This window comes from Clavibacter quasicaliforniensis (assembly GCF_051201715.1).
Taxonomy (GTDB): domain Bacteria; phylum Actinomycetota; class Actinomycetes; order Actinomycetales; family Microbacteriaceae; genus Clavibacter; species Clavibacter seminis.
Map to the genome: position 1 here is coordinate 3,124,325 of NZ_CP139624.1, position 24,476 is coordinate 3,148,800.

Annotated in this window: 27 protein-coding genes; 19 read left to right on the forward strand and 8 right to left on the reverse strand. The window is 73.6% G+C overall.

Going from position 1 to position 24,476, the window contains the following annotated elements:
- Window positions 1-75: 75 nt before the first annotated feature.
- Window positions 76-585 (reverse strand): MarR family winged helix-turn-helix transcriptional regulator, encoded by a 510-nt coding sequence (locus NL142_RS14925; RefSeq protein ID WP_435080327.1) that lies wholly within the window; start codon window positions 583-585, stop codon window positions 76-78.
- 134 nt (window positions 586-719) lie between these two features.
- On the opposite strand from NL142_RS14925, the gene mmuM reads away from it, so the two are divergent.
- Window positions 720-1,625, forward strand: a complete 906-nt coding sequence (gene mmuM / locus NL142_RS14930; protein ID WP_435080328.1) for a homocysteine S-methyltransferase — start codon at window positions 720-722, stop codon at window positions 1,623-1,625.
- An 88-nt stretch (window positions 1,626-1,713) separates the two neighbouring features.
- Here mmuM and NL142_RS14935 read toward each other — a convergent pair whose 3' ends face one another.
- A complete protein-coding gene (locus NL142_RS14935) occupies window positions 1,714-2,577 on the reverse strand; it encodes an SDR family oxidoreductase (protein ID WP_435080329.1) in 864 nt (287 codons plus the stop codon).
- 112 nt (window positions 2,578-2,689) lie between these two features.
- Here NL142_RS14935 and NL142_RS14940 point away from each other — a divergent pair, with 112 nt between their 5' ends.
- The 3 genes from NL142_RS14940 (at window position 2,690) to NL142_RS14950 (ending at window position 5,417) form a co-directional block, all read left to right on the forward strand.
- Window positions 2,690-3,070, forward strand: a complete 381-nt coding sequence (locus NL142_RS14940) for a winged helix-turn-helix transcriptional regulator (RefSeq protein ID WP_435081608.1) — start codon at window positions 2,690-2,692, stop codon at window positions 3,068-3,070.
- Window positions 3,071-3,146: 76 nt separating this feature from the next.
- The gene (locus NL142_RS14945) at window positions 3,147-4,448 is read left to right on the forward strand and encodes an MFS transporter (RefSeq protein ID WP_435080330.1); all 1,302 of its coding nucleotides are present in this window, start codon (window positions 3,147-3,149) and stop codon (window positions 4,446-4,448) included.
- A 102-nt stretch (window positions 4,449-4,550) separates the two neighbouring features.
- Entirely contained in the window at window positions 4,551-5,417 is an 867-nt protein-coding gene (locus NL142_RS14950) for an aldo/keto reductase family oxidoreductase (protein ID WP_435080331.1), read from the forward strand.
- Between the two features lie 33 nt (window positions 5,418-5,450).
- Here the strand turns inward: NL142_RS14950 and NL142_RS14955 are convergent, their stop codons facing one another.
- Window positions 5,451-6,386, reverse strand: a complete 936-nt coding sequence (locus tag NL142_RS14955) for a LysR family transcriptional regulator (RefSeq protein ID WP_435080332.1) — start codon at window positions 6,384-6,386, stop codon at window positions 5,451-5,453.
- A gap of 89 nt (window positions 6,387-6,475) precedes the next feature.
- Between NL142_RS14955 and NL142_RS14960 the strand changes: the two genes are divergently transcribed.
- The 6 genes from NL142_RS14960 (at window position 6,476) to NL142_RS14985 (ending at window position 11,497) form a co-directional block, all read left to right on the forward strand.
- Entirely contained in the window at window positions 6,476-7,453 is a 978-nt protein-coding gene (locus tag NL142_RS14960) for a DMT family transporter (RefSeq protein WP_435080333.1), read from the forward strand.
- On the forward strand, window positions 7,450-7,839 hold the full coding sequence (locus NL142_RS14965; protein ID WP_435080334.1) for a YidH family protein: 390 nt from the start codon (window positions 7,450-7,452) through the stop codon (window positions 7,837-7,839). Before NL142_RS14960 ends, NL142_RS14965 begins: the two co-directional genes overlap by 4 nt.
- Window positions 7,836-8,189, forward strand: a complete 354-nt coding sequence (locus NL142_RS14970) for a DUF202 domain-containing protein (protein WP_435080335.1) — start codon at window positions 7,836-7,838, stop codon at window positions 8,187-8,189. The genes NL142_RS14965 and NL142_RS14970 overlap by 4 nt, the downstream gene beginning before the upstream one ends.
- 113 nt (window positions 8,190-8,302) lie before the next feature.
- Window positions 8,303-9,601, forward strand: coding sequence for an ABC transporter substrate-binding protein (locus NL142_RS14975; RefSeq protein WP_239544797.1), 1,299 nt, complete (start codon window positions 8,303-8,305; stop codon window positions 9,599-9,601).
- A 134-nt stretch (window positions 9,602-9,735) separates the two neighbouring features.
- Window positions 9,736-10,575, forward strand: coding sequence for a carbohydrate ABC transporter permease (locus NL142_RS14980; RefSeq protein WP_051629215.1), 840 nt, complete (start codon window positions 9,736-9,738; stop codon window positions 10,573-10,575).
- Window positions 10,576-10,585: 10 nt separating this feature from the next.
- Window positions 10,586-11,497 (forward strand): carbohydrate ABC transporter permease, encoded by a 912-nt coding sequence (locus NL142_RS14985; RefSeq protein ID WP_081840891.1) that lies wholly within the window; start codon window positions 10,586-10,588, stop codon window positions 11,495-11,497.
- A gap of 46 nt (window positions 11,498-11,543) precedes the next feature.
- Here the strand turns inward: NL142_RS14985 and NL142_RS14990 are convergent, their stop codons facing one another.
- The 3 genes from NL142_RS14990 to NL142_RS15000 form a co-directional block, all read right to left on the reverse strand.
- Window positions 11,544-12,413: an SDR family oxidoreductase gene (locus NL142_RS14990; RefSeq protein ID WP_435080336.1), complete on the reverse strand. Its 870-nt coding sequence runs from the start codon at window positions 12,411-12,413 to the stop codon at window positions 11,544-11,546.
- Between the two features lie 235 nt (window positions 12,414-12,648).
- Window positions 12,649-13,539 carry a carbohydrate kinase family protein gene (locus NL142_RS14995; RefSeq protein WP_435080337.1) on the reverse strand — a complete coding sequence of 297 codons (891 nt, stop codon included), beginning with the start codon at window positions 13,537-13,539 and terminating at the stop codon, window positions 12,649-12,651.
- The gene (locus NL142_RS15000) at window positions 13,532-14,596 is read right to left on the reverse strand and encodes a LacI family DNA-binding transcriptional regulator (protein ID WP_435080338.1); all 1,065 of its coding nucleotides are present in this window, start codon (window positions 14,594-14,596) and stop codon (window positions 13,532-13,534) included. The genes NL142_RS14995 and NL142_RS15000 overlap by 8 nt, the downstream gene beginning before the upstream one ends.
- A 113-nt stretch (window positions 14,597-14,709) precedes the next feature.
- Here NL142_RS15000 and NL142_RS15005 point away from each other — a divergent pair, with 113 nt between their 5' ends.
- From NL142_RS15005 to NL142_RS15020, 4 genes are read left to right on the forward strand one after another with little or no spacing between them, the layout of a single operon-like run.
- Complete coding sequence (locus tag NL142_RS15005) at window positions 14,710-15,810, forward strand: substrate-binding domain-containing protein (RefSeq protein WP_012039530.1); 1,101 nt, start codon at window positions 14,710-14,712, stop codon at window positions 15,808-15,810.
- A gap of 2 nt (window positions 15,811-15,812) precedes the next feature.
- Window positions 15,813-16,856, forward strand: a complete 1,044-nt coding sequence (locus NL142_RS15010; protein WP_194684214.1) for an ABC transporter permease — start codon at window positions 15,813-15,815, stop codon at window positions 16,854-16,856.
- Entirely contained in the window at window positions 16,853-17,650 is a 798-nt protein-coding gene (locus NL142_RS15015; protein WP_043583835.1) for an ATP-binding cassette domain-containing protein, read from the forward strand. Before NL142_RS15010 ends, NL142_RS15015 begins: the two co-directional genes overlap by 4 nt.
- Complete coding sequence (locus NL142_RS15020) at window positions 17,647-17,940, forward strand: putative quinol monooxygenase (RefSeq protein WP_435080339.1); 294 nt, start codon at window positions 17,647-17,649, stop codon at window positions 17,938-17,940. Before NL142_RS15015 ends, NL142_RS15020 begins: the two co-directional genes overlap by 4 nt.
- Before the next feature lie 100 nt (window positions 17,941-18,040).
- Here the strand turns inward: NL142_RS15020 and NL142_RS15025 are convergent, their stop codons facing one another.
- Entirely contained in the window at window positions 18,041-18,793 is a 753-nt protein-coding gene (locus NL142_RS15025; protein WP_435080340.1) for an SDR family NAD(P)-dependent oxidoreductase, read from the reverse strand.
- Between the two features lie 193 nt (window positions 18,794-18,986).
- Here NL142_RS15025 and NL142_RS15030 point away from each other — a divergent pair, with 193 nt between their 5' ends.
- From NL142_RS15030 to NL142_RS15050, 5 genes are all read left to right on the forward strand, one after another.
- A complete protein-coding gene (locus tag NL142_RS15030; RefSeq protein ID WP_435080341.1) occupies window positions 18,987-21,062 on the forward strand; it encodes a PhoX family protein in 2,076 nt (691 codons plus the stop codon).
- A 196-nt stretch (window positions 21,063-21,258) separates the two neighbouring features.
- Window positions 21,259-21,612, forward strand: a complete 354-nt coding sequence (locus NL142_RS15035) for a biopolymer transporter Tol (RefSeq protein ID WP_435080342.1) — start codon at window positions 21,259-21,261, stop codon at window positions 21,610-21,612.
- A 47-nt stretch (window positions 21,613-21,659) separates the two neighbouring features.
- The gene (locus tag NL142_RS15040) at window positions 21,660-22,265 is read left to right on the forward strand and encodes a hypothetical protein (protein ID WP_435080343.1); all 606 of its coding nucleotides are present in this window, start codon (window positions 21,660-21,662) and stop codon (window positions 22,263-22,265) included.
- Window positions 22,266-22,320: 55 nt separating this feature from the next.
- The gene (locus tag NL142_RS15045) at window positions 22,321-23,058 is read left to right on the forward strand and encodes a ZIP family metal transporter (RefSeq protein ID WP_435080344.1); all 738 of its coding nucleotides are present in this window, start codon (window positions 22,321-22,323) and stop codon (window positions 23,056-23,058) included.
- Between the two features lie 63 nt (window positions 23,059-23,121).
- Window positions 23,122-23,772 (forward strand): hypothetical protein, encoded by a 651-nt coding sequence (locus NL142_RS15050; RefSeq protein WP_435080345.1) that lies wholly within the window; start codon window positions 23,122-23,124, stop codon window positions 23,770-23,772.
- Window positions 23,773-23,810: 38 nt separating this feature from the next.
- Here NL142_RS15050 and NL142_RS15055 read toward each other — a convergent pair whose 3' ends face one another.
- A complete protein-coding gene (locus tag NL142_RS15055) occupies window positions 23,811-24,365 on the reverse strand; it encodes a MarR family winged helix-turn-helix transcriptional regulator (protein ID WP_435080346.1) in 555 nt (184 codons plus the stop codon).
- Between the last annotated feature and the right edge of the window lie 111 nt (window positions 24,366-24,476).

Genomic DNA, 24,476 nt, shown 5'->3' on the forward strand with positions numbered 1-24,476 from the left:
ACCTGAAAAGTCCGTCTTGAGTAGCCCTAGCTCGAGGGTCGCGAGAACGACCGGGCTGATTGCAGGTCATTGACTCTAACCGCGCCGCGCCCGCACCCGCTCGGTCGTCCGCGCGATGACCCGCAGGCTGTCGATGAGCGTCGCGATCTGCTCTCGGCTGAGGTCGGCGAGCACCTCGTCCTCGTCGGCCACGAGGCGGCGCATCGCCCGGTCGACGCGCTCGATGCCGAACGGCGTGAGCACCACGAGCCGGCTGCGGCCGCCCGCCGGATCCTCCTCGCGCGTGATGAAGGAGCGCGCGGTCAGCCGGTTCACGCGGTGCACGAGGCTGCCGGTGTCGGTGCCGAGGCGCTCCGCGAGCCCGGCGCGCGTGAGGCCCGCGTCGCCCTGCTGGCGGAGCACGGAGAGGAACTCGAACTCGCTCGTCGTGAGGCCCTCGGCGGCGAAGGCGCCCTCGCGGATCCGCTGCATCTGCGGCAGCAGGCGCCGCAGCCGCGACACCACGTCGAGCGGCGCGAAGTCGACGTCGGGCATGGCGGCGCCCCACGCGTCGATCACCAGGTCGACGTCGTCGTCATCCTTCATCGGGACTCCCACCGTCGCGTCCACGGTACCCGGGACGGCGGCGCCTCGCGGTCGGGTGGGCACGCGGCGGACGCTCGGTGTCGCGGGGCGTCGCGGACGGCGGATCCGTCACCGTGCTCCGGCAGGATGTGCGCATGACCCGGCCGCCCCCGCTCCCCGACCGCCCGCTGGTGCTCGACGGCGGCCTCGGCACGCTGCTGGAGGCGCGCGGGCACGACCTGTCGGATCCGCTGTGGAGCGCCCGCGTGCTCGCCGACGAGCCCGACGCGGTGCGGGCGGCGCACGCCGAGTTCTTCCGCGCGGGGGCGGACGTGGCGATCACGGCGTCGTACCAGGTGGGCTTCGCGGCCTTCGCGGCGCGCGGGCTGGGCGCGGCGGAGACCGAGGCGCTGCTGCGGGCGAGCGTGCGGCTCGCGGCCGAGGCGCGGGACGAGGTCGCGCGCGAGGACGCCGCCGGGGCAGGCCGAGACCGGTGGATCGCCGCGTCCGTCGGTCCGTACGGCGCGACGCTCGGCGACGGCTCCGAGTACGCGGGATCCAGCGGCCTGACGCGCGACGAGCTCCGCCGCTGGCACGCCGCGCGGTTCGCCGTGCTCGCCGACGCGGGCGCCGACCTCCTCGCCTGCGAGACCATCCCCAGCCTCGACGAGGGCCGCGCGCTGGTGGACCTCGCGCGCGGCTCGGGCGCGTCCGCCTGGCTCGCGTTCACGGTCGCGGGCGGGCGGCTGCGCTCGGGCGAGCCCATGGCCGAGGGCTTCGCGCTCGCGGATGAGGCCGACGAGGTCGTCGCCGTCGGGATCAACTGCGCGCAACCGGAGGAGGTGCCCGCCGCGATCGCCGCGGCGCGGAGCGTCACCGACCGGCCGGTGGTCGTCTACCCGAACTCCGGCGAGCGCTGGGACGCGGTCGCGCGCGCCTGGGGCGGCGACCCGGCGCTGCCGGCCGTCGACGCGTGGATCGAGGCGGGCGCGTCGCTCGTCGGCGGGTGCTGCCGGGTGGGACCCGACGAGATCCGGCGGATGCGGGCCGCGCTCGGCTGAGGCCGCGCTCGCACGACGACGGCCCGCCCCCGCGCGGGGACGGGCCGTCGTGGCGTGCGGATCCGCCTCGGGCGCGGATCCGGGCGGATCAGGCGCCCGCGACCGCCTGGCGGAGGCCGTCGGCGAGCGACGTGGTGGGACGGCCGAGGAGGCGCGCGAGGTCGCCCGTCTCGTCGTCGAGCTGGCCGGCGCGCGTCGCGGCGTCGAGGCCCACGACGAAGCCGACGGTGCCCTCGTCGAGGCCGGCGCCGCCCAGGATCCGCGCGTGCTCCTCGCTCGAGACCTGCGAGACGGGGACGGGCTGGCCGAGGATGCCGGAGATCGCCTGGGCGAGGTCGTCCTGGGTCCAGCGCTCGTCGCCCGCGAGCTCGAGGGTCTGCCCGGCGAGCGAGTCGTCGAGGGCCGCGACCGCGGTGGCCTCGGCGAAGTCGGCGATGGTGGCGCTCGCGACGCGGCCGTCGCCCGCGCTCGTGAGGAGCGCGCCGGACTGCTTCACGGAGTCGACCGTGCCGGCGTAGTTCTCGGTGTACCAGCCGTTGCGGAGGAGCGTGACGGGCACGCCCGAGGCGGCGAGCACCTCCTCGGTGGCCTTGTGCTCGCCCGCGATGAAGAGCTCGGTGGTGGAGGCGCGGAGGACGCTCGTGTAGAGGATCCGGCCGACGCCCGCGGCCTTCGCGGCCTCGATGACGGTGGTGTGCTGCGGCACGCGCTGGCCGACCTCGCTGCCGGAGACGAGCACGAGGGTGTCGCCGGGCTGGATCGCGGCGGCGACGCTGTCGGCGTCGGTGTACTCGAGGCGCGCGGTGCGCACGCCCTGCGCGGCGAGGTCGGCGAGGGCCTCGGGGCGGCGCGCCGTGGCGAGCACGTCGGAGGCGGCGGCGCCGCGGGCGAGGAGGGACGCGACGATGCGCGATCCGAGGCGGCCGGTGGCGGCGGTGACGACGATGGTCATGGGATGCCTTTCGAGTCGGGAGGAGCGGTACGCCGGGGTCAACGACTCCGTCGCCGAGTACCTTCCCACAGGGAGGTACCCACTTTCTGGTAAGTTGTGTGATGTGACGCAGATGAGCTTCCGGGTGAGCCGCGGCCGACCCGGCGTGACCGAGGGCCGCTACCCCGCGAACTGCCCGTCGCGCACCCTGCTCGACCACATCACGAGCAAGTGGGGCGTGCTCGTGCTCCTCGCGCTCGGCGAGCGGTCCCGCCGCTGGGGCGAGCTGCGGCGCGAGGTCGAGGGGATCAGCGAGAAGATGCTCGCCTCCACGCTGCGCACGCTCGCCGACGACGGGCTCGTCCTCCGGGAGGCGCAGCCCACCATCCCGCCGCGGGTCGACTACCGGCTCACCGAGCTCGGCCACGAGGTGAGCGCCCGGCTCGTGCCGCTGATGGACCTCGTGATGGACATCACCGAGGACACGTCACCGCTGGCATCGCGCCGACCCTAGGCTGGATCCGGCAGCCGAGGGATCGGCGCCGACCCGCCCCGCGCCACGGCGCCACCCGGCCAGAGAGAGACCGACGATGCCCTCCCCGTCCGCGCCGACGCTGTCGCGCACGCCCGCCCCGACCCGCGACGTCCGCCGCGCGCGCGTCGCCGTCGGCGTCCTCTTCTTCACCAACGGCGCGATCTTCGCGAACCTGCTGCCGCGATACCCGTCGATCAAGGCGGAGCTCGGGCTCGCCAACGTCGAGTTCGGGGCCGCGGTCGCCGCGTCACCGCTGGGCGCGCTCATCGCCGGGCTCGCCGCGGGCGTGCTCATCCGCCGGTACCGGTCGGCGCGCGTGGCGGTCGCCGCGACCGTGGTGGCCTCCATCGGGATCCTGCTGGCCGGCCTCGCGCCCGGCTGGCTCGTGCTCGCGGGCGCCCTCTTCCTCGCGGGCGCCATGGACTCGATCACCGACGTCGCGCAGAACTCGCACGCGCTCCGGGTGCAGCGGCTGTACGGGCGGTCGATCATCAACTCGTTCCACGCGGTCTGGTCGATCGGCGCGGTCGCGGGCGGCATCATGGGCGCGGCCGCCGCGCAGATCCGGATGCCGCTGATCGTGCACCTCTCCATCTCGGCCGTGCTGTTCAGCGCGCTGGCGGTGCTGTCGCTGCTGTGGCTGCTGAAGGGCCCGGAGCCGGAGCCCGGCGAGGGCGGCGCGGCGCACGCGCACGCGCCGGATCCCGAGGGCGACGTCGCGCGCGCCGCCTCCCCGCGCGCGCTCGGCCTGGTCGCGAAGTACGGCGTGCTGCTCGCGCTCGTGATCATCGCGTCCGGCGGCGCCATCGTCGAGGACGCCGGCAGCTCCTGGTCCGCCATCTACCTCTCGGGCGACCTCGGCGCCAGCGCGTTCGTCGCGGGCCTCGGCTTCATCTCGCTCCAGGGCATGCAGTTCATCGGCCGGATGCTCGGCGACCGCATGGTCGACCGCTTCGGCCAGCGCGCCATCGCCCGGCTCGGCGGCGTCCTCGTGCTCGTCGGCATGGGCGCCGCGCTCGCGTTCCCGAGCATCGTCGGCACGATCGTCGGCTTCGGCGTCGCGGGCTTCGGCGTCGCGACCCTCATCCCCGCCGCCATGCAGGCCGCGGACGAGCTCCCGGGCTTCAAGCCCGGCACCGGCCTCACCATCGTCGGCTGGCTGCTGCGGCTCGGCTTCCTCATCTCGCCGCCCGTCGTCGGCGCCATCGCGGACGCCTCGTCGCTCCGCTTCGGCCTGATCTTCATCCCGGCGGCCGGTCTGCTCGTGCTCGTGTTCTCGCGCGTGCTCGCGACGCGGCGGGCGCACCCGGCGGCGCAGGAGCTGCCTGCCGTGGGGTCGGCCGGCGCCTCCTCCTAGGGCGCTCGCGGGCGGATCCGCTCACGGGCTCCTGCGAGTGCGGCGGCTGGCGCATCCGACCGCGGGAGAGTGGGTCCACGCCCGCCACCCGAGAGGATCGCCATGCCGACCGACCTGCCCGGAGGGCTCTTCCCGCTCGCCCACGACCTCACCGTCACGCGCTTCGGCTACGGCGCCATGCAGCTCGCGGGGCCTCGTGTGTTCGGGCCGCCCGCGGATCCGGACGCCGCCCGCGCCGTGCTGCGCGAGGCCGTCGCGCTCGGGATCACGCACATCGACACGGCCGACTTCTACGGCCCCGGGCACACGAACGCGATCATCGAGGAGGCGCTGTTCCCGTACCCGGAGCGCCTGCACATCGTGACGAAGGTCGGATCCCTGCGCGACGCCAAGGGCCGCTGGCCGCAGGCGCTCTCCGCGGCCGAGCTCCGCCAGGCCGTCTACGACAACCTCACGCACCTGACGCTCGACGTGCTCGACGTCGTGAACCTCCGCGTCGGGGCGTTCGACAGCCCGACCGACGGATCCATCGAGGAGCCGTTCACCGCGCTGGCGGAGCTGCAGCGGGAGGGGCTGATCCGGCACCTCGGCGTGAGCAACGTGACGCCCGCGCAGGTGGCCGAGGCCCGCGGGATCGCGCCCATCGTCTCCGTACAGAACCACTACAACCTCGCGCGCCGCGACGACGACGCGCTCATCGACGAGCTGGCCGCCGACGGCATCGCGTACGTGCCGTACTTCCCGCTCGGCGGCTTCTCGCCGCTGCAGTCGGAGGCGCTGGCGCGTGTCGCCGCCTCGCTCGGCTCCTCGCCGCTGCCGGTCGCGCTCGCCTGGCTCCTGCAGCGGTCACCGAACCTGCTCGTCATCGCGGGCACGTCGTCGGTGGAGCACCTGCGGGAGAACGTGGCGGGCGCGCGGATCCGGCTGCCCGAGGACGCGCTCGCGGAGCTGGAGGGGATCGGGGGCTGAGCCCGCGGCCCCGAACGCCCGGCGCGCGCCGCGTCAGGTCGCGGCGGTCCGCTCGGCGGCCTCCGCCGCGGCGTCCGCCACCCGTCGCAGCGCCGCCAGCACCACGCGGACGGGCGCCTGCGCGAGCGCGTCCGGCCGGGCGAGCACGTCGACGTGACGCACGAGGGTCGCGCCGACGACCGGCCGCAGCACCATCCCGTCGACCGCGAGCGGGGCTCCGGTCGTGCGGGGCATCACGGCGATCGCGTCGCCGGCCCGCACGATCTGCGCCGCCACCGAGAACTCGTTGACGCGGTGGACGATGCGCGGCGCCTCCCCGATGAGCGCGCCGAGGTGGTCGAGCACGCCCGCGAGCGGGAAGCCGGCGTGGGTGGAGATCCACCGCTCGTCGCGGAGCTGGTCGGGCGCGATGCCCGCGGACGATGCGAGCGGGTGCCCGGCGTGGAGGGCGACGTCGAGCGGCTCCACGAGGAGCGGCACGACCACGAGGCGGGCGGTCGGCCACGGCGGGTCGTGCGGGAGGCGGTGCGCGACGACGAGGTCGTGATCCGCGGTGAGGCCGGCGAAGTCGCCCTGCGCCACGTCGGCGTCCGCGAGCGCGACGCCCGTGCCGGATCCCTCCGCGCCCGCCAGCTCCGCGAGCAGCGGCCCGAAGAGCGCGAGACCGGCGCTGTGGAACGCGGACACGCGGACGACCCGGGCGTCGTGCTCGAGGAACGACCCGACGGCGTCCCGGGCCGCGGCGAGCGCCTCGTCCACGCGCACCGACGCCGCGGCGAGCGCCTCGCCGGCCTCCGTGAGCACCAGCCGCCGCCCGCGCTTGACGGTGAGCGGCACCGCGACGCCGGCCTGCAGCGCGGCGAGCTGCTGCGAGACGGCGGACGCGCTCACGTGCATCGCGACCGCGACGGCCGCGACGCTGCCCCGGTCGCCGAGCTCGCGCAGGAGGCGGAGGCGGGCGGGATCCATGAGCCCTGTCTAATGCATCAGCGCTGCCTAACGCATCGATGAAGACGATGCCCGTCGATCTTCCGCGTCGCCTGCCGGACAGTGGGGACATGGCCTCCCGCACCCGCCCCGAGCCCGTCGTCGACCTGCTGCTCCTGGCCGTCGCGGCCGTTTGGGGCGCGAGCTTCCTCGCGGCCAAGGACCTCGCGGCGGAGACGGGCGTGCCCGCGGCCGTCGCGCTGCGCTTCCTCGTCGCGGCGGTCGCGACCGGGATCGTCTGCCTGGCCCGGCGCGAGCGGCTGCCGCGCGGTCGCGGCCTCCTGATCGCGGCGGCGCTCGGCTGCTCGCAGGCCGCGGTCATCGGCCTGGAGACCTGGGGCGTGCACCTGACGAGCGCGACCAACGCGGGCCTCCTCATCAGCCTCGCGCTCGTGATGACGCCTGTGCTCGAGGGCGCCGCGTCGCGCTCGTGGCTGCCGCGGTCGTACTTCGTGGCGGCGGTCGCGGCCGTGGTCGGCGTCGCGCTGCTCGTGTCCGAGGGCGGCCTGCGCGCGCCGACGCCGGGCGACGGGCTCGTGATCGCCGCGGCGGTCGTGCGGGCCGTGCACGTCACCGCGAGCGGGCACCTCACGCGCGGGCGGAGCGAGGGATCCCTCGGCGTGGTCCTCGTGCAGATGGCCGTGTGCGCGACGCTCTTCTCCGCGATGGCGGGACCCGACCTGCCCGCGGCGGCCGCGGCGCTCGACGCCCGGGGCTGGGCCGGCGTCCTCTTCCTCGGCGTGCTGTGCTCGCTGTTCGCGTTCGCGGTGCAGCTCTGGGCCGTGCGGCGGACGTCGGCGTCGCGCGCGAGCATCCTCATGGGCACCGAGCCGGTGTGGGCGCTGCTGGTGGGCGTGGTGCTGGCCGGGGAGGCGATCGGGCCGGTCGGCGCGGCCGGCGCGGCGCTGATCGTCGCGGCGTCGTACGCGGGCCAGGCGATCGAGCGGCGGCACCGGGCGCGGATCGACGCGGCGGTCGGTCCGGTCGGCCAGGATGGCGACATGCCCTCGCGCGCCCCGGCCGACCGGTCCCTGGATCCCGCCGCATGACCGCCCCCGCCCCCGGCTCGCCGCCGAGCGACCGCCGCTTCCCGCGGAGCGTCTACCGCGAGGGCGCCGAGCCCGACGTGCGCTTCACGCTCGCGAACGAGCGCACGTTCCTCGCCTGGATCCGCACCTCGCTCGCCCTGATCGCCGGCGGCGTCGCGCTCGAGGCGCTGGGGCTCGGGCTGCAGCCGGGGTTCCGACTGGCGGCCTCGATCGTGCTGATCGTCACCGGGATCGCCGCGCCCGCGCAGGCCTGGATCGGCTGGATGCGCACCGAGCGCGCCCTCCGCCGCGACCGCCCGCTGCCGTCGGCCGCGCTGTCGCTTCCGCTCGGGATCGCCGTGGTCGCGGCCGGGGTGCTCGTGCTGCTGGGCGTGCTGACGGCGTGAGCACGCCGGATCCGGCCAGCCGCCCCTCCGACCCCGGCCTCCAGCCCGAGCGCACGGCGCTCGCGTGGCGGCGGACGGCGCTGGCGCTGGTCGCCGGTTCCCTGCTCGGGCTGCGCGTGCTCCCCACGCTCCTCGGCGCGGCCGGCCTGGTGGTCGCCGCGGCCGGTGTCATCGCCGCCCTCGCCGTGCTCACGACCGCGCACCTCCGCTACCGGCGCGTGCACCGGATCCTCACCGCGGGATCCGTCGACCCCGGCACCGGCCTCCCCGGCGGCGCGCTCCCGGCGCTCGTGGCCGCCCTCACCGCGTGCGCCGGCCTCGCCGCGCTCTTCCTGGCGCTCGGACGCTGAACGGACAGCAGATCTGACGGATGCATCCGAGGGCGCCCCGGTTCCCTCGCCTGGGGTATTCAGTGGCGGTACATCGCGTCGACTCGGGCGATGCCCCATCGGAAAGGAAACCCATGGAACTCGACCGCCGACGCTTCCTCACCGCCACCGGCGCCGTGTCGCTCACCGCGCTCCTCGCCGGCTGCGCCGGCTTCAGCAAGCCCGCGACGTCCGCCGCCGCCGGCACCCTCACCTTCACGACCTGGGGCACCGACTCCGAGCTGGCCGGCTTCCGCGACCAGATCTCCCGGTTCCAGGACGCCAACCCCGGATCCACCGTCGCGCTCAACGCAGTCCCGTACGAGCAGATGTTCACGAACATCGACGCGCAGCTCCAGGCCGGCAACCCGCCGGACGTCTTCCGCGTGCCGTACTACACGTTCGGCAGCTACGCGGGACGCGGCCAGCTCCTCGACCTGAGCGACCACCTCGACGGCGACTTCGGCGACCGCTTCACGCGCGGCGCGTGGGCGGCCGTGCAGAACGAGGGCTCCCCCTTCGGCATCCCGCACCACACCGACACCACGGCGATCCTCTACAACAAGGCGCTCCTGGACGCCGCCGGTGTCACGGACATCCCCACCGCACTCGAGGATGCCTGGACGTGGGAGGAGTTCGACGCGGTCGCCGCGCAGCTGCGCGCGTCCCTCCCCGCTGACCAGTACCCGTTCGCCTACAACTGGCAGGGCAACGGGGTCACGCGCTGGCTCACCTGGCTGTTCGAGGCCGACGGTCGCTTCCTCACCGAGGACCTGTCCGACGCGGCCATCGACTCCGACGCCGCGCGCAAGGCCGTCGACTTCACGCGCGCCTTCTTCGCCAAGGGCTACGTGCCGGACAACGACACGATCAAGTCCTCCACCTACGCGCAGGACAGCTGGTACGCGCAGACCACGGCCATGGTCTTCTCGGGCGCCTTCTCCATCCCGGACGCCACCGACACGCTCGACTTCGAGTGGGGCGCGACCTTCGCGCCGCGCGACGTGCGCGCCGCGAGCGACTTCGGCGGCAACGCCCTCGTCGTGACCAAGGACACGGCGGATCCCGAGCTGGCCGCCGCCTTCCTGGACTTCCTCACCCAGGAGGACGCCATGCGCGCCTTCTGCGAGGGCGCGTCGCTGCTTCCCACGCGGCAGGACCTCATCGACTCGGGGATCGAGTTCGCCGTGCGCCCGGAGCTGGCGCCCGTCTACGTCGGCCAGGCCAGCACCGTGCAGGCGTCGGACTCGGGGCAGGTCGCCTCCCCATCGATGTCGCGCATCATCACGGTGCTGCAGGACGAGCTCGAGAAGGCGTTCACGAGCGACGCGAGCACGGACGACGTCGTGGCGGCGCTCAGCACGGGCATCGCGTCGGCCGTCCAGGCGGGCTGATGACGGCGGCACCCGGGGTCGCGCCCCGCGCGACCCCACCCGTCGGCCGGGGGACGGACGCCGGGAGGTCGACGCCCCGCCCGCAGCGGCCGGGGTCCCGTTCGCGCTCCCGCGGCGAGGCGGCGGTCGCGTGGATGCTCCTCACGCCGAACCTGTTCATGCTCACGCTCTTCGTGCTCGTACCGCTCGTCTGGGCCGTGTTCGTGAGCCTCCAGCGCACCGACGGCTTCGGCGGCGGCACGTTCACGGGCCTCGACAACTACCAGCGGCTCGTGTCCGATCCCGTGTTCTGGCGCTCGGCGGCCAACACCGTGCTCTTCACCGTGATCGTCACGCCGCTGTCGATGGGCCTCGGCCTCGGCGCCGCCGTGCTGCTCAACTCGGTGCTGCCGGCGCGCGGGCTCTTCCGCTCGATCCTCATCCTCCCGATGGCGATCTCGGGCGTCGCGACCGCGCTCATCGGCGTGCTCCTGTTCGACGAGAACAGCGGGCTCATCGACAAGCTCGTGCGCGCGGTCGGCCTGCCGGGTGTGCCGTGGCAGTCGGACGGGACGGCGGCGTTCGTCTCGATCGTGCTCATCACGCTGTGGTGGCGCGTCGGCTTCAACATGCTCATCTACCTCGCGGGCCTGCAGTCCGTCGACGCGGGCGTCTACGAGGCCGGTCGGCTCGACGGCGCGGGCGGCTGGCAGCGCTTCCGGTACCTCACGGTGCCGCTCGTGGGCCCGTCGTCGTTCTTCCTGCTGATCCTCAACGTCATCTACTCGTTCCAGGTCTTCGATCTGGTCTTCGTGATGACGGGCGGCGGGCCGGGCAACGCCACCAGCGTCATCGTCACGTACGCCTACGACCAGGGCTTCGTGACGCGCGACCAGGGCTACGCGGCCGCCATCGGCGTCGTGCTGCTCGCCGTCATGCTCGCCTTCACGGTGGTGCGCTGGTACTCCAGCCGCTCCCGGGACCTCGTGGATTGAGAGCCGCGCCATGACCACCGCACCCGTCGCGCCCGTGGAGCAGGAGGTCCGCCGCGCGCGGACCGCTCCCGACGCGCCCCTCACCCGCCCCGGCGCCCGCCGCGCCCGCGAACGCCGCCTCCGCGCGCTGCGGCTCCTCGCCGCCGTCGTCGTCTCGCTGATCATCCTGTTCCCGCTGTACTGGATGGTCGTCGTCGCCTTCTCCACGCGCGCCGACCTCCTCGGCGGGGCGCTGCGCATCTTCCCGACGACCCTCACGACGGCGAACTTCGAGCGCGTGCTCGACTCCTTCCCCGTCGCCACCTGGTTCGGGAACTCGACCGCGATCGCCCTCGTGGTCGCGCTCATCACCGTGACCATCAACGTGCTGGGCGGATACGCGTTCGCGCGGCTGAGGTTCCGCGGATCCAACGCCGTGTTCCTCGTCGCGCTCGCGACGCTCATGATCCCGGTGCAGGTGATCATGGTGCCGCTGTTCACGCTCGTCACCGGCCTCGACCTCTACGGCACGTACTGGGCCGTCATCCTGCCGACCGCAGCGAGCGCCTTCGGGCTGTTCCTCGCGCGCCAGTCCATCCTCGGGATCCCGACGGAGCTCATCGAGGCCGCGCGCATCGATGGCGCGAGCCACCTGCGCATCCTCCGCAGCATCGTCCTGCCGCTGTCCAAGCCGCTGCTCGCGGTGCTCTTCTTCATGAGCCTGCTGTCGACGTGGAACGACTTCTCCTGGCCGCTCATCGCGCTCAAGCAGAACGAGCTCTTCACGCTGCCGATCGGCCTGCTCTACCTGCAGGGCCAGTTCGGCTCCGACTACGGCGGCACGATGGCGTTCGCACTCATCAACGTGGCGCCGATGGTGGTGCTGTTCCTGGTCTTCCAGCGCTACTTCGTGCAGGGGTTCGCCCGCAGCGGGATCCGCTGACGCGACGCCCGGACGCCGCCGTGATCGGCATGCTGGCCGGGTCCCGCTAGGAGACGGGCCCGAGCAGCTCCCGCACGTAGTCCTCGTACGCGCGGGGCGCGTGCTCGAGGATGCCGCGGAGACGCGCGATGGCCTCGGGGCTCCCGACGAGCCCGTCGCGCTGGAAGCCGGAGTACATGCGCTCGTAGTCGTAGACCAGCCACGAGGGCATGGAGGCGAGGGACGCCTCGCGCCACGCCACCAGGTCGTCTCCCCCGTACGTCACGGTCCTCCCGAGGGCGTCGGACAGGGCCGCGGCCGTCGCCTCGCCGGTCCACGCGGTCGGGCCGGCCACGTCGATCGGGCCCGCGAGCTCCGTCCCCGGGGTCAGGGCGCTCACCGCGACCTCGGCGATGTCGCGCACGTCGACCCGGGAGACGCCCGTCCCGCCGAGCGGCTGCGGGTACACGCCGTCGCGGATCGCGTCGAGGTACCAGACGTCGTTCTGGAAGAAGTTGTTGACGCGGAGGAAGCAGGCCTCGACGCCGCTGTGCTCGAGGAGGGACTCCACGGCGAGCTTCGCCGAGTTGTGCGGCACCTGCGGCGCCCGGTCGAGGTCCTGGACGGAGAGGTAGACGATCCGGCGGACCCCCGCCGCCACGGCGTGGTCGACCGCGACGGTGGTCTCGTACAGCTCGGTGGGCGTCCCCGTCAGGGCCAGGAACACCTGCTCGACTCCGTCGAACGCCGGCATGGCGTCGTAGGGGTCGCCCAGATCCCCGACCACGCCCTCGACGCCGTCGGCGAGGTCTTCGAGCCGCCGCGCGTCGCGGCTCATGACCCGCAGTCCGGTCATCCCTCGACGCAGGGCCTCGGCGATGACGGCCGAGCCGACCGTCCCGGTGCCGCCGATGATCAGGGTTCGTGCGTCGTCCATGGTGATCCTCCTCGTCTGCTCCATCGGTGCGCGGCGCAGGGCCCGCAGCCGCCTGCCGAGGAAGGGTGTCGCCGGCGGACGCATCACGTGAGGACTGCGCTGACCTGCCCGAGCACCGCCGCCGAGGGGATGTCCGCCCGGCGGTTCGATCGATTCGTTCGCGTCGACGCTACGCCGCACGCGGGAGCCGGATCGGACAGCCCCGCGCGGCGGTACGCTGCGCCCTGCGCTCGCCTCAGGCGGTCGGCATCCTCAGCAGCGCGCCCTGCTCGCGGCAGGTGGCCGCGGCGATCGCCATGCAGGTGCGCAGCATCGCCTCGCCCTCCGCGGGCGTGCGCGGCGCACCCCGGCGCACGATGGCGTCGGCCGCGGCGGCGAGGCACGCGTCCCCGGCGCCCATGGTGTCGACGACGGGTCGCGGATCCGGCGCGATGCCCGTGGTGACGACCTCGCCGCCCTCGAGCTGCACGCTCGCGCCGCGCGCGCCCTCGGTGGCGAGCACGAGGCGGCTGCCGGTCGCGTGCAGCTGCGCGCGCGCGTCGGCCAGCGCACCCAGGCCGAGCAGCGCCGTGTCGTCGTCGCCGATCTTCACCAGCAGCGCCTGAGCCGCCGCACGCGCAAACCCGGCGCGGAACCGGGCCGCGTCGTGGAGCATGCCGCCGCGGGGGTTCGGGTCGACGAGGAGGCGCTCCCGCGGATCCCGCACGGCCGCCAGCAGCTCGTCGGCCTGCGCGTGGTCGTCGTACGGGAAGCAGCTGACGACCACGAGCGACGCCGCGTCGAGCGACGCCCGCTCCGCCTCGCCGATGCGCACGCGCCGGTTCCACGCCGCCTCGTTGAAGGAGTAGCGCGGCTCGCCGTCCTCGCGCTCGCTCACCGCGACGGAGGTCCCGGACGGGCCGACGGTGGCGATGAGCTCGACCCCGTGCGCGGCGAGCTCGGCGCGGATCCGCTCGCCGTGCTCGTCATCGCCGACCATGGCGACGAGCTGCACGCGGTGCCCGAGTATCGCGAGGCCGACGGCGACGTTGAGCGCGGCTCCGCCGACGAAGGCGGTCTCCTCGCCGCCCTCGCGGATGAGGTCGATCAGGGCGTCGCCGACGACGACGATGGGCTGGTCATGCATGGCGGGGGACCTCTCCTGAGCCTCGGACGATGAGCGTGGTGGGGACGACGACGGTCTGCGCGGGGCCGGCGTCCCCGTCGAGCCGGGCGAAGACGCGTTCTGCGGCGGCGTGGCCGATGCCCGACGGGTCCTGCGCGATCACGGTGACGGCCGGATCCAGCAGGGCCGCCAGCGGCAGGTCGTCGAAGCCGACGAGCGCGATGCGACGGTGGGCGTCGTGCCGCCGGAGGGCCGTGATGACGCCGATGGTGATGAGGTTCTGCCCGCTGACGATCGCGGTCGGCGGCTCGAGCAGGGCGAGCAGTCGCTCGGCGAGCGCCTCGGCCACGCGCTCGTCCCACGCGCCGTCGAGCACGAGCTCGGGAGCCACGGGCAGCCCGCGCCGCTGCATCTCCTCGACGAAGCCGCGCTCGCGCTCCCGGGCCGTGAAGATCTCCGGCCGGTCGCCGAGGAACGCGATCCGGCGGTGGCCCTGGTCGGCGAGGTGCGCGACCGCCCGGGAGATGCCGGCCGCGTTGTCGACGATGACCGAGTCGGCCTCGAGCCCGGCGGGCACGCGGTCGACGAACACGAGCGGGGTGCCACGCGACGCCGCGACGCCGAGGTAGGCCTGGCTGGGCGCGATGGTGGTGAGGATGAGCCCGTCGACCCGGCGGGCGAGGAACGCGTCGACGGAGGAGCGCTCGCGCTCGGGGTCGTCGTCGAGGCTCGAGGCGAAGACGGCGACCCGGCGCTCCTTGGCCACCTCCTCGACCGCGCGATGCACCGCTCCCGAGAACGGGTTGGCCACGCTGCCGACGAGCAGGCCGAGCGTGTTGGTGCGCCGGTCGGCGCGGCGCAGGTTGCCCGCGTGCAGATCGGGCTGGTACTGCAGCTGCTCCACGGCGGCCTGCACCCGGGCGGTCATCTCCGCGGAGACGTTCGGCTCGCCGTTGACCACGCGCGACACGGTCTTGATGCCGACGCCCGCGAGCCGCGCCACGTGCTTCATCGTGGGGCGGCGCGCGCCCGACGGCGGGTCGGCCGGGGATCCGGGCGGGGATGACAACGGTGTCACGAAACGGTCTCGCTCTCTGCGCAATGGGTTGACCTTATCGGGTCTCACCCGGTAGACCTCTACCTGACAACGTTGTCGGGAGCGCGCTCCCACCCGAAGGACAGGATCCATCAATGACGAACCGATCCCCGCGCCTCGTGCGCACCATCGCCCTCGGCTCTGCGGCCCTCATCGCCGCGGGCGGGCTCGCCGGCTGCTCCAGCTCCAGCGGCGGCTCCGGATCCGGCGGCAGCGGCGGCTCCGGCGACGTCGGCGTCTCGCTCATCGTGAAGACGACCACGAACCCCTTCTTCGTCGCGATGGAGGACGGCGCGAAGGAGGCCGCGGCGAAGGACGGCATCGACCTCACGCTCGCCGCCGGCAAGGCGGACGGCGACGAGGACACCCAGATCCAGGCCATCGAGAACGCCATCTCGAAGGGCGACAAGGGCATCCTCATCACGATCAACGGCCCGTCGGTCCTCGACGCGATCCAGAAGGCCCGCGACGCCGGCCTCTTCGTCATCGCGCTCGACACGGCGCCCGACCCGGCCGACTCCGTCGACATCACGTTCGCCACCGACAACTTCGCCGCGGGCGAGTCCATCGGCAAGTGGGCCGCCGCGCAGCTCGGCGGCAAGAAGGCGACCATCGCCCTCCTCGACCTGTACGACGACAAGGCCATCTCGGTCGACTACAACCGCGACCAGGGCTTCCTCACCGGCATGGGCATCGACGTCGGCGACAAGGCCAAGAACGGCGACGAGGCGAAGACCGGCGACTACAGCGGCGGCGACTACGAGATCGTCGGCAACGAGGCCACGCAGGGCGCCGAGGACGGCGGCCGCACGGCGATGGAGACGCTGCTGTCGAAGGACCCGGACATCAACGTCGTCTACACGATCAACGAGCCCGCCGCGTTCGGCGCGTACCAGGCGCTCCAGGCGGCCGGCAAGGAGAAGGACGTGATCCTCGTCTCGGTCGACGGTGGCTGCGCGGGCGTCAAGAACGTCAAGGAGGGCGTCATCGGCGCCACCGCCCAGCAGTACCCGGTGAAGATGGCGCAGCTCGGCGTCGAGGCCATCGCGCAGCTCGCGAAGGACGGCACCAAGCCCGCCACGAGCGCCGGCCTCGACTTCTTCGACACAGGATCCGCGCTCGTCACCGACACCCCCGTCGACGGCCTCGAGAGCATCACGGCCGACGACGCCGCGACGAAGTGCTGGGGCGAGTGACCGTGAGCCGGACCACCGACCCGAACCCGCCCACCTCCGCCCTCGACCTCGCGAACGAGTTCCTCGACCGGCGCTCCCCCGTCGACCGGATCCGCGGGGTGCTCCACCGCTACCCCGCCGTCAGCCCCGCCGTCGTGCTGGTCCTCGCGGTCATCGTGTTCGGCCTGCTCAACGACCGGTTCCTCGATCCCGCCAACCTGTCGCTCGTCACGCAGCAGGTCGCCGTGGTCGGCACGCTCGCGGTGGCGCAGACGCTGATCATCCTCACCGCGGGCATCGACCTCTCGGTGGGCGCGGTGATGGTGCTCACGTCGATGGTCATCGCGCAGACCGCGAGCGAGAACGGCCTGCCGGCACCCGCCGCGCTGGCCGCCGGGCTCATCGTCGGCCTCGCGGCCGGCGCGTTCAACGGGCTGCTCGTGACGCGGCTTCGGCTGCCCCCGTTCATCGTCACGCTCGGGACGCTGAACATCTTCGTGGCGCTCACGCTCCTCTACTCCAACGGCGCGACCATCCGCGGCGTGGACATGCCCGCCGCCCTCTCGTGGACGGGCCGCACGTTCGACCTGGCCGGGGTGAAGATCAGCTTCGGCGTGGTGCTCATGCTGGTGCTCTACATCGTGGTCGCGTTCATCCTCGGCAAGACCGCGTGGGGCCGGCACGTGTACGCGGTCGGCGACGACAAGGAGGCCGCGCGCCTCGCCGGCATCAGCGTCAACCGGGTGCTCATGAGCGTGTACCTCGCGGCCGGGGCGATCCTCGCGGTCGGCGCGTGGATCGCGATCGGCCGCAGCAACGCGGCCAGCCCCAACGCGGGAGCCGACCTCAACCTCGACTCCATCACCGCGGTGGTCATCGGCGGGACGAGCCTCTTCGGCGGACGCGGCACCGTCTGGGGCACGCTCCTCGGCGCGCTCATCGTCGGCGTCTTCCGCAACGGGCTCTCGCTCGCCGGGCTGGACGTGCTGTACCAGACCCTCGCGGTGGGCGTCCTCATCATCGTCGCGGTCTCCGTCGACCAGTGGATCCGAAAGGTGCGCAAGTGACCCTCACCGACCCCGCGGGGAGCGCCCCCGCCCCGACCCGCACGCCCGTCCTCGAGGCGAAGCGGCTCGTGAAGACCTTCGGCCGGGTGGTCGGCCTCGACGGCGTCAGCCTCGAGCTCTTCCCCGGCGAGGTGCTCGCGATCATCGGCGACAACGGCGCCGGCAAGTCGACGCTCATCAAGTGCCTCACGGGAGCGGAGACGCCCGACGAGGGCGAGCTGTTCCTCGACGGGAAGCCGGTGTCGTTCAAGCGGCCGCAGGACGCCCGGGCCGCGGGGATCGAGACGGTGTACCAGAACCTCGCCGTCTCGCCCGCGCTCGACGTGGCCTCGAACCTCTACCTCGGGCGCGAGAAGCGGAAGAAGGGGATCCTCGGATCCGTCTTCCGCATGCTCGACACGGCCGGCATGCGCCGCGAGGCCAAGGCGGAGCTGACCGAGCTCGGCATCTCTACGCTGCAGGACGTGACCGTGCCCGTCGAGAACCTTTCCGGCGGGCAGCGGCAGGCGGTCGCCGTGGCGCGCGCCGCCGCGTTCGGATCCAAGGTCGTGGTGCTCGACGAGCCCACCGCGGCGCTCGGCGTGCGCGAGTCGAACCAGGTGCTCGAGCTGGTGCGGAACCTGCGCGACCGCGGCATCCCGGTGATCCTCATCAGCCACAACATGCCGCAGGTGTTCGAGGTCGCCGACCGGATCCACATCCAGCGCCTCGGCAAGAAGGCCGCGACGATCACGCCGCAGTCGCACTCGATGACCGACGCCGTCGCGATCATGACGGGCGCGGCCACGGCATGACCGCCACCGTCCTGTACGCGGAGTTCACGGCGCTGCCGGGGAACGAGGAGCAGGTCGCGCGGATGATCGCGGAGTTCGCCGAGCTCGTGCGCGCCGAGCCCGGCAACGTCGTCTTCGAGCCGTACCGCAGGGTGGAGGAACCGGCGCGCTTCGTGGTGCACGAGGTCTACCGGGACGACGCGGCGTTCCAGGCGCACATCGGGGCGTCGTACGGCGCCGAGTTCAACGCGGCTCTCGGGCCGCTCATCGTGGAGGACGGGTCGCAGCTCACGTTCCTCGCGCCCGTCTGACGGGCGCGGCACCGACCCCGCGGCCGCCCGGCGTCTCGACGCGCCGGGCGGCCGCGGCCATGCGAGGTCGTGCGCCGCGGATGCGCGCGCGACCCGCGGATCAGCGCGCCGAGTACCCGCCGTCGACCAGGTGGTAGCTGCCCGAGATGAAGGACGCGTCGTCGCTGAGGAGGAAGAGCACGAGGGCCGCGACCTCCTTGTCCGTGCCGAGGCGGCCGGTCGCGTGCTGGCTCTCGAGGTACGCGAGCGCGTCCGCCGAGAGGGACGAGCGCACGAGCGGGGTGTCGATGAAGCCGGGGCCGACCGCGTTGGTGCGCACGCCGCGGGCCGTGTACTCGAGCGCCGCGACCTTGGTGAGGCCGACGAGGGCGTGCTTGCTCGCGACGTATGCGGCGTTCTGGGCGAAGCCGACGGATCCGAGCACCGAGCTCATGTTGACGACCGCGCCGCCGCCCGCCTCCACCATCGCGGGGAGCTGGTAGCGGAGGCCGTAGAAGACGCCGTCGAGGTCGATGGCGCGCGTGCGGTCCCACGCGGAGATCTCGTAGTCGCCGATGTCGGCCGCGGGCGCGCTGATGCCGGCGTTGTTGACCGCGAGGTGCAGGGCGCCGTAGGTGTCCACGGCGTGCGCGACGGCGGCCTCCGAGTCCTCCGCCTTCGCGGTGTCCTGGCGGAACGCGGTCGCGGTGCCGCCCGCCGCCTCGATCTCGGCGACGACGCGCTCGGCCGCCTCCAGCTGGATGTCGGTGACGACGACCGACGCGCCCTCCGCGGCGAGCGCGCGGGAGATCGCGGCGCCGATGCCGCTGCCTCCCCCGGTCACGAGCGCGGTCTTCGTGTCGAACCTGGCCATGGGGATCCTCCTCGGGTCTGAGGCGGCGCGGATCCGCGCCGCTCCTCGACGCTACGCCCGCGCGATCCGTCCATCCCCGGTTAACCCGGCGTCCACCCCGGAGTCGGGGGCGCGCCCGAGGGCGCCAATACCTTCCAAGCGTGATGCGTCCGCCGCCCCCGCTGGGGACGCCCGAGATCGATGGAGACCCCACATGACCCTCACCCGCGAGAACCACCACCGGCTGCTGCCGATCCTGTCCCGCGACCCGCACGCCCGCGGCAAGCGCAGCACCGTCACCTGCCACCTCAAGTGCGACGACGCGTGCACGAAGCCCGTGCCGAACGTCACCGACAACTCCTACTTCCGCGACATCGCCGGCCGCGCCCTCTCGCGCCGCACGCTGCTCGGCGGCGCGGGCGCCGGTGCCCTCGCGATCCTCGTGGCCCAGAACGCCGCGGCTCCCGGCGCCGAGGCCGCCGCCGCGCAGGCCGCGTCGAACCTGCCCTTCACGGCGATCACGCCCGTCGACGCCGCCGTCGACCAGTTCACCGTGCCGACCGGGTACCGCTGGCAGCCGATCATCCGCTGGGGCGACCCGCTCTTCAGCTACGCCGACGACTTCGACGCCGACAACCAGACCGCCAAGCTCGCGTCGCGCCAGTTCGGCTACAACAACGACTACCTCGACATCATCCCGATCAACTCGCGGAACAAGGAGGCGCTGCTCGTCGCCAACCACGAGTACACGAACGAGAACATCATGTTCCCGCCCGCGGCCGACGACGCCGAGCTCGCCGAGCAGCGCCGCATCGGCAAGGCCTCGCACGGCATGTCGGTGGTCGCGCTCCGCCGCAAGACCGTCGGCCAGCCGTGGACCTACACGATCGGGCACCACCGCAACCGCCGCATCACCGCGGACACGCCCTTCTCCGTGTCGGGCCCCGCCGCCGGATCCGCGTCCCTGCGCACCAAGGACGACCCGAAGGGCACGCGGATCCTCGGCACGCTCGGCAACTGCGCCGGCGGCACCACCCCCTGGGGCACCGTGCTCTCCGGCGAGGAGAACTTCAACGGCTACTTCCGCACCCCGGGCACGAGCGCCGCCGACAAGCGCTACGGCCTCGCCGACAAGGCGACGACCCGCGGCTGGGAGGCCATCGACCCCCGCTTCGACGCCCGCACCGCCGGCTACGAGAACGAGCCGAACCGCTTCGGCTGGATCGTCGAGGTCGACCCGTTCGAGCCCGGCGAGGCGCCCGTGAAGCACACCGCGCTCGGCCGCTTCAAGCACGAGGGCGCCAACGTGATCCTCGGGAAGAGCGGCCACGTCGCCGCGTACATGGGCGACGACGAGCGCTTCGACTACCTCTACAAGTTCGTCTCGCACGACACGATGGTCACCGGCACCACGCGCCAGGACCGCAAGCGGAACAAGCAGCTGCTCACGCGCGGCGCGCTCTACGTGGCGCGCTTCACGGGCGACTCGCCCGTCGCGGAGATCACGGGCACCGGCCAGGTCCCGTCGGACGGCTCGTTCGACGGCATCGGCCAGTGGATCCCGCTCGTGATCGACGGGGTCTGCCAGGTCCCCGGGTTCACCACCGACGAGGCGCTCGTGCACACGCGCCTCGTCGCCGACGCCGCGGGCGCCACGAAGATGGACCGCTGCGAGGACGTCCAGCCGAGCCCCGTCACCGGCAAGATCTACGTCGCCTGCACCAACAACACCGACCGCGGCAAGGCCGGCAAGGAGGGTGCCACGGAGATGAACCCGCGGACGACCAACCGCGACGGCCACATCGTGGAGATCACCGAGGACGGCGGCGACGCCCGCTCGACCACCTTCACCTGGAACCTGCTGCTCGTCGCGGGCGACCCGGCGAAGAACGAGTCCACCTACTTCTCGGGCTTCCCGAAGGACAAGGTCTCGCCCATCAGCTGCCCGGACAACGTCGCGTTCGACTCCGAGGGCAACCTCTGGATCTCCACCGACGGCGCCCCGAGCACCATCGGCCTCAACGACGGCCTGTTCAAGGTCCCCGTCGAGGGCGCCGAGCGCGGCCACGTGCAGCAGTTCCTCTCCGTGCCCACCGAGGCGGAGACCTGCGGGCCGGTCGTGCACGACACCGAGGGCATGGTGTTCGTCGCGGTGCAGCACCCGGGCGAGGACGGCTCGTTCGCCGAGCAGCACTCGTTCTTCCCCGACTACGTGCCGGCAGGCGCCACCCCGCCCAAGGGCGCGTGGCGCGGACCGCGCCCGTCGGTGATCCAGGTGTGGCGGGGCTGACCCGCCGAGAGCTGCTCGCGGGGCGACCCGCGAGCTGATCGGGGGGCCGATCCGAGGGTCGGGGCGTGCGTGCGCCCCGGCCCTCGTGTGTCTGCCGGGCGCGCGCGGGGCCGCGTGCGTGCGGGCCCGTCGCCGTACGTGGCCGATCGCCGCGGACGGTCGGTCGCCCGGTGCGACCGGGGCTAGCGTCGGGATCATGACCGAGCGCCCGCAGGATCCCGACGCAGACGCCGCGGCGTCTGCCGCCGCGATCGAGGCGGAGCGCTGGCTGGTCGTGGACGGGCGGCGCTGGCCCCGCACGGATCCGTCGCTGCCGGCCGAGCTGGTCGACGCGCTGAAGTCGCACCTCGGCCGCGGCCGGTCGGGGATCCGCGCGGCGAAGCGCGCGGGCGACGACGCCGCGATCGCCACGGCCCGGGAGCGGGTCAGCCTCGCGAAGCACGGCCTCGGCGAGCGCGGCCCGCGCTGGTGGGACGAGCCGGAGGACGCGCGCCTCGAGCGGGCGCGGGAGGCGCTGCGGGCTCTGGAGGCGCTCGACGCGTCCGGCTGACCGACCGCCCGGCGCACCCGGGACGGCCCGCGGGCCAGGCTGGACGCATGCAGCTCTACTCCGCGCTCCCCCTCGTCCGCGCCCGGCAGATTGCGGCCGACACCGCGGCGCTCGCGGGCATCGTCGTGTCGGTGCTGGTGGGGATCGCGGTGGCCGCGCTCATCCGCCCGCTCGGCGACCTCGGCCGCAGCATGGAGGAGTCGGGCACGCGGCTCAGCGGATCCATGACCGACGCGGCCGACGCCCTCGGCCGCCTGCCGCTCGTGGGCGACGCCGCGCGCGGGCCGTTCGAGGACGCGAGCGGCATCGGATCCGGCCTCGTGCAGGCAGGGCGCGACCAGCAGTCGCTCGTCGGCACCATCGCGCTCGTGCTCGGGCTCCTCGTGGCGCTCGTGCCGATCGCGTTCATCGTGCGGCACTGGCTGCTGCGGCGCGTCTCGTTCGTGCGGCGCGCGGCGGCCGCCCGGCAGCTCGCCGCGACGCCTGGCGGCACCGAGCTGCTCGCGCTGCGGGCCCTCTCGTCCAGGAAGCCGGCGGCGCTGCTGAAGGCGCACCCGGATCCGGTCGCCGCCTGGCGCGCGGGCGACCCGCGTGTCGTGCGCCAGCTCGCCGATCTCGCGCTGCGGGACGCGGGGGTGTCGGGCGGTCGCTGACGGGTCGACCGCGGCCGATGTGACGGGGCCGCATGCGAGGAGCATCCTCGGAGGCATGTCGCCTCTCCTCCTGGCCGGTCTCGCCGGCTTGCTCTCCGGGCTGTCGCTCGTCGTCGGATCCCTCGTCGCCTGGTTCGTGAAGGTGCCGCGCGAGGTCGTCGCGCTGGTGATGGCGTTCGGCGCCGGCGTGCTGATCTCGGCGCTGTCCTTCGACCTGGTCGACGAGGCGGCGGCGAGCGGGGGCGTGATCCCCACGCTCGGCGGCTTCGTCGCGGGCGCGGTCGTGTACGTGGTGCTCGACCAGATCCTCGAGCACGGCGGGTTCCGCAAGAAGCACCACGGGAAGTCGGGCGGCGGAGGCGGAACGGGGGTCGGGATCGCGCTCGGCGCCCTGCTCGACGGCGTGCCCGAGACGGCCGTGCAGGGCCTCAGCCTCACAGGCGGCGGGGCGCTGAGCATCGGCGTGCTCGTCGCGGTCGTCATCTCGAACTTCCCCGAGGGCATGTCGAGCACCGCGGATCTGAAGCAGAGCGGACGGAGCGCGCGCTACGCCTTCGGGCTCTGGACATCCATCGCCGTGGTCTGCGCGCTCTCCTCGCTCGGCGGCTACGCGCTGCTCGGCGGCCTGCCGGAGAGCGGGCAGTCGGTCGTGATGGCGTTCGCGGCCGGCGCGATCCTCGCGATGATCTGCGACACCATGATCCCCGAGGCGTTCCGCAAGGCGCAGGCGCTCACCGGGCTCGTGACGGTGCTCGGGTTCGTGGCGAGCTACGCGGTGCACCAGGCCGGCTGAGGCCGATCGGGACTGTCGCGATCCGTGCTGAGCAGAGCTGAGCTGAGCTGAGAGACTTCCCCGGTGACCGATGCTCCCGGATCCGCGACAGACCGACCGCGCTGGCGTCGATCGTGGATCCTGCCGCTGCTCGCCGCCCCGGTGATCTTCGTCGTGTCCATCCTCATCAGCGGCGCGATGCTGGACGCGGACGGGCGCGTCTGGCACCTGCTCGCGATGATCCCCACCGGCATCGCCCTCCTCGGTCCCGTGGCCGCCATCGTGCTCTCGATCGTCAACGCGCTGTGGGCGAGGAAGCACCCGCGCCGCCCCGGCGTCTTCCGGAGGCTCTCCGACGCGGACGCCGCGAGTCGGGGTCTCACGCGCGAGGAGTACGGCGTCTACAAGGGCGACCTCTTCGTGCTGAACCCGGGGAGGCTGACGGTCACCTCGGCGAGGGGGCTCCTGGCGCTCTCCATCGCGTTGTCGGCGATCTCCGTCTTCGTGCTCGTCATGATCGGGATCCTCATCGCGCAGGATGCCGGCCTCATGGCGAAGACCCCGGGGGACAGGGTGCTCACTCCGGTCGAGTGGTTCTTCGTGGCCGTGTCCTTCCTCGCCCCGTTCGCCGGGTGGCACCTCTACCGCGTGGAGCGGAAGGCCCAGAGGCTCCGCCTCTCCCGCGGGCTCCCCGAGGACCTCCCCGACGAGGATCGGAGGAGCCGGCCTCGCTGATCGTCCGGACCCGCCGGTGCTGCCCTCAGGCGTCCGCGTCAGGCGTCCGCGGGCCGGTCGCGCGGCGACACGTTGAAGCGGTGCAGCAGGCCGGCGAACTGCTCGACCTCATCGGTGTCCCACGCATGGAGGCGGTTCTGCAGCCGCTCGCGCGTGCCCATCCGCACCTGCGCGAGGCGCTCCTCGGCGAGCGGCGTGAGGGTGAGGATCGTGGAGCGGCGGTCCTCGGGATCCGGCTCGTCCTGCACGTAGCCGGCCTCGCGCAGCACGCGCAGGTGCCGGCTCACCGAGCTCTTGTCCATGAGGAGGCCGGTGGCGACGGCGCCGGCGGACGCGGGCCCGTCGGTGCGGAGCCACCGGGCGACGGCGAACGCGCCGGGCTGGAGGCCGGCGTGGAACGCGGCCGCCTCCTCGACGCGGAGCGTGCGGATCTGCATGAGCAGGACCCCGAGCTCGGTCGCGACGGACGACACCGCGGCCGAGCGGTCGCCGGCGGGCGCGGGGACGGGCGCGTCGGGCCCGGCGCCGCCGTCCGCGGGCGCGGCGTGGACGGGCACGCCGGCGGGGCGGTCGAGGGTCGGCTCCGGGATCACGTGCCGACCCTAACCGACGCCGATCCGGGCATCCGCCGCATGGGGAGACAGGCTCCCCGACGGGGGCGCGGCCGCGGGGGCGCCAGCGGGATCCGGGTGCCCGACCGCCCC

Bases quoted from the DNA above. Each gene is read 5' to 3' on its own strand.
- NL142_RS14945 (WP_435080330.1), top strand. From the start codon at position 3,147: ATGCCCTCCCCGTCCGCGCCGACGCTGTCGCGCACGCCCGCCCCGACC.
- NL142_RS14940 (WP_435081608.1), top strand. From the start codon at position 2,690: ATGAGCTTCCGGGTGAGCCGCGGCCGACCCGGCGTGACCGAGGGCCGC.
- NL142_RS15005 (WP_012039530.1), top strand. From the start codon at position 14,710: ATGACGAACCGATCCCCGCGCCTCGTGCGCACCATCGCCCTCGGCTCT.
- NL142_RS15030 (WP_435080341.1), top strand. From the start codon at position 18,987: ATGACCCTCACCCGCGAGAACCACCACCGGCTGCTGCCGATCCTGTCC.
- NL142_RS14995 (WP_435080337.1), bottom strand. From the start codon at position 13,539: ATGCATGACCAGCCCATCGTCGTCGTCGGCGACGCCCTGATCGACCTC.
- NL142_RS15020 (WP_435080339.1), top strand. From the start codon at position 17,647: ATGACCGCCACCGTCCTGTACGCGGAGTTCACGGCGCTGCCGGGGAAC.
- NL142_RS15045 (WP_435080344.1), top strand. From the start codon at position 22,321: ATGTCGCCTCTCCTCCTGGCCGGTCTCGCCGGCTTGCTCTCCGGGCTG.
- mmuM (WP_435080328.1), top strand. From the start codon at position 720: ATGACCCGGCCGCCCCCGCTCCCCGACCGCCCGCTGGTGCTCGACGGC.
- NL142_RS14980 (WP_051629215.1), top strand. From the start codon at position 9,736: ATGCTCCTCACGCCGAACCTGTTCATGCTCACGCTCTTCGTGCTCGTA.
- NL142_RS15040 (WP_435080343.1), top strand. From the start codon at position 21,660: ATGCAGCTCTACTCCGCGCTCCCCCTCGTCCGCGCCCGGCAGATTGCG.
- NL142_RS14925 (WP_435080327.1), bottom strand. From the start codon at position 585: ATGAAGGATGACGACGACGTCGACCTGGTGATCGACGCGTGGGGCGCC.
- NL142_RS14955 (WP_435080332.1), bottom strand. From the start codon at position 6,386: ATGGATCCCGCCCGCCTCCGCCTCCTGCGCGAGCTCGGCGACCGGGGC.
- NL142_RS14990 (WP_435080336.1), bottom strand. From the start codon at position 12,413: ATGGACGACGCACGAACCCTGATCATCGGCGGCACCGGGACGGTCGGC.
- NL142_RS14975 (WP_239544797.1), top strand. From the start codon at position 8,303: ATGGAACTCGACCGCCGACGCTTCCTCACCGCCACCGGCGCCGTGTCG.
- NL142_RS15025 (WP_435080340.1), bottom strand. From the start codon at position 18,793: ATGGCCAGGTTCGACACGAAGACCGCGCTCGTGACCGGGGGAGGCAGC.
- NL142_RS14960 (WP_435080333.1), top strand. From the start codon at position 6,476: ATGGCCTCCCGCACCCGCCCCGAGCCCGTCGTCGACCTGCTGCTCCTG.
- NL142_RS14965 (WP_435080334.1), top strand. From the start codon at position 7,450: ATGACCGCCCCCGCCCCCGGCTCGCCGCCGAGCGACCGCCGCTTCCCG.
- NL142_RS14950 (WP_435080331.1), top strand. From the start codon at position 4,551: ATGCCGACCGACCTGCCCGGAGGGCTCTTCCCGCTCGCCCACGACCTC.
- NL142_RS15035 (WP_435080342.1), top strand. From the start codon at position 21,259: ATGACCGAGCGCCCGCAGGATCCCGACGCAGACGCCGCGGCGTCTGCC.
- NL142_RS14935 (WP_435080329.1), bottom strand. From the start codon at position 2,577: ATGACCATCGTCGTCACCGCCGCCACCGGCCGCCTCGGATCGCGCATC.
- NL142_RS14985 (WP_081840891.1), top strand. From the start codon at position 10,586: ATGACCACCGCACCCGTCGCGCCCGTGGAGCAGGAGGTCCGCCGCGCG.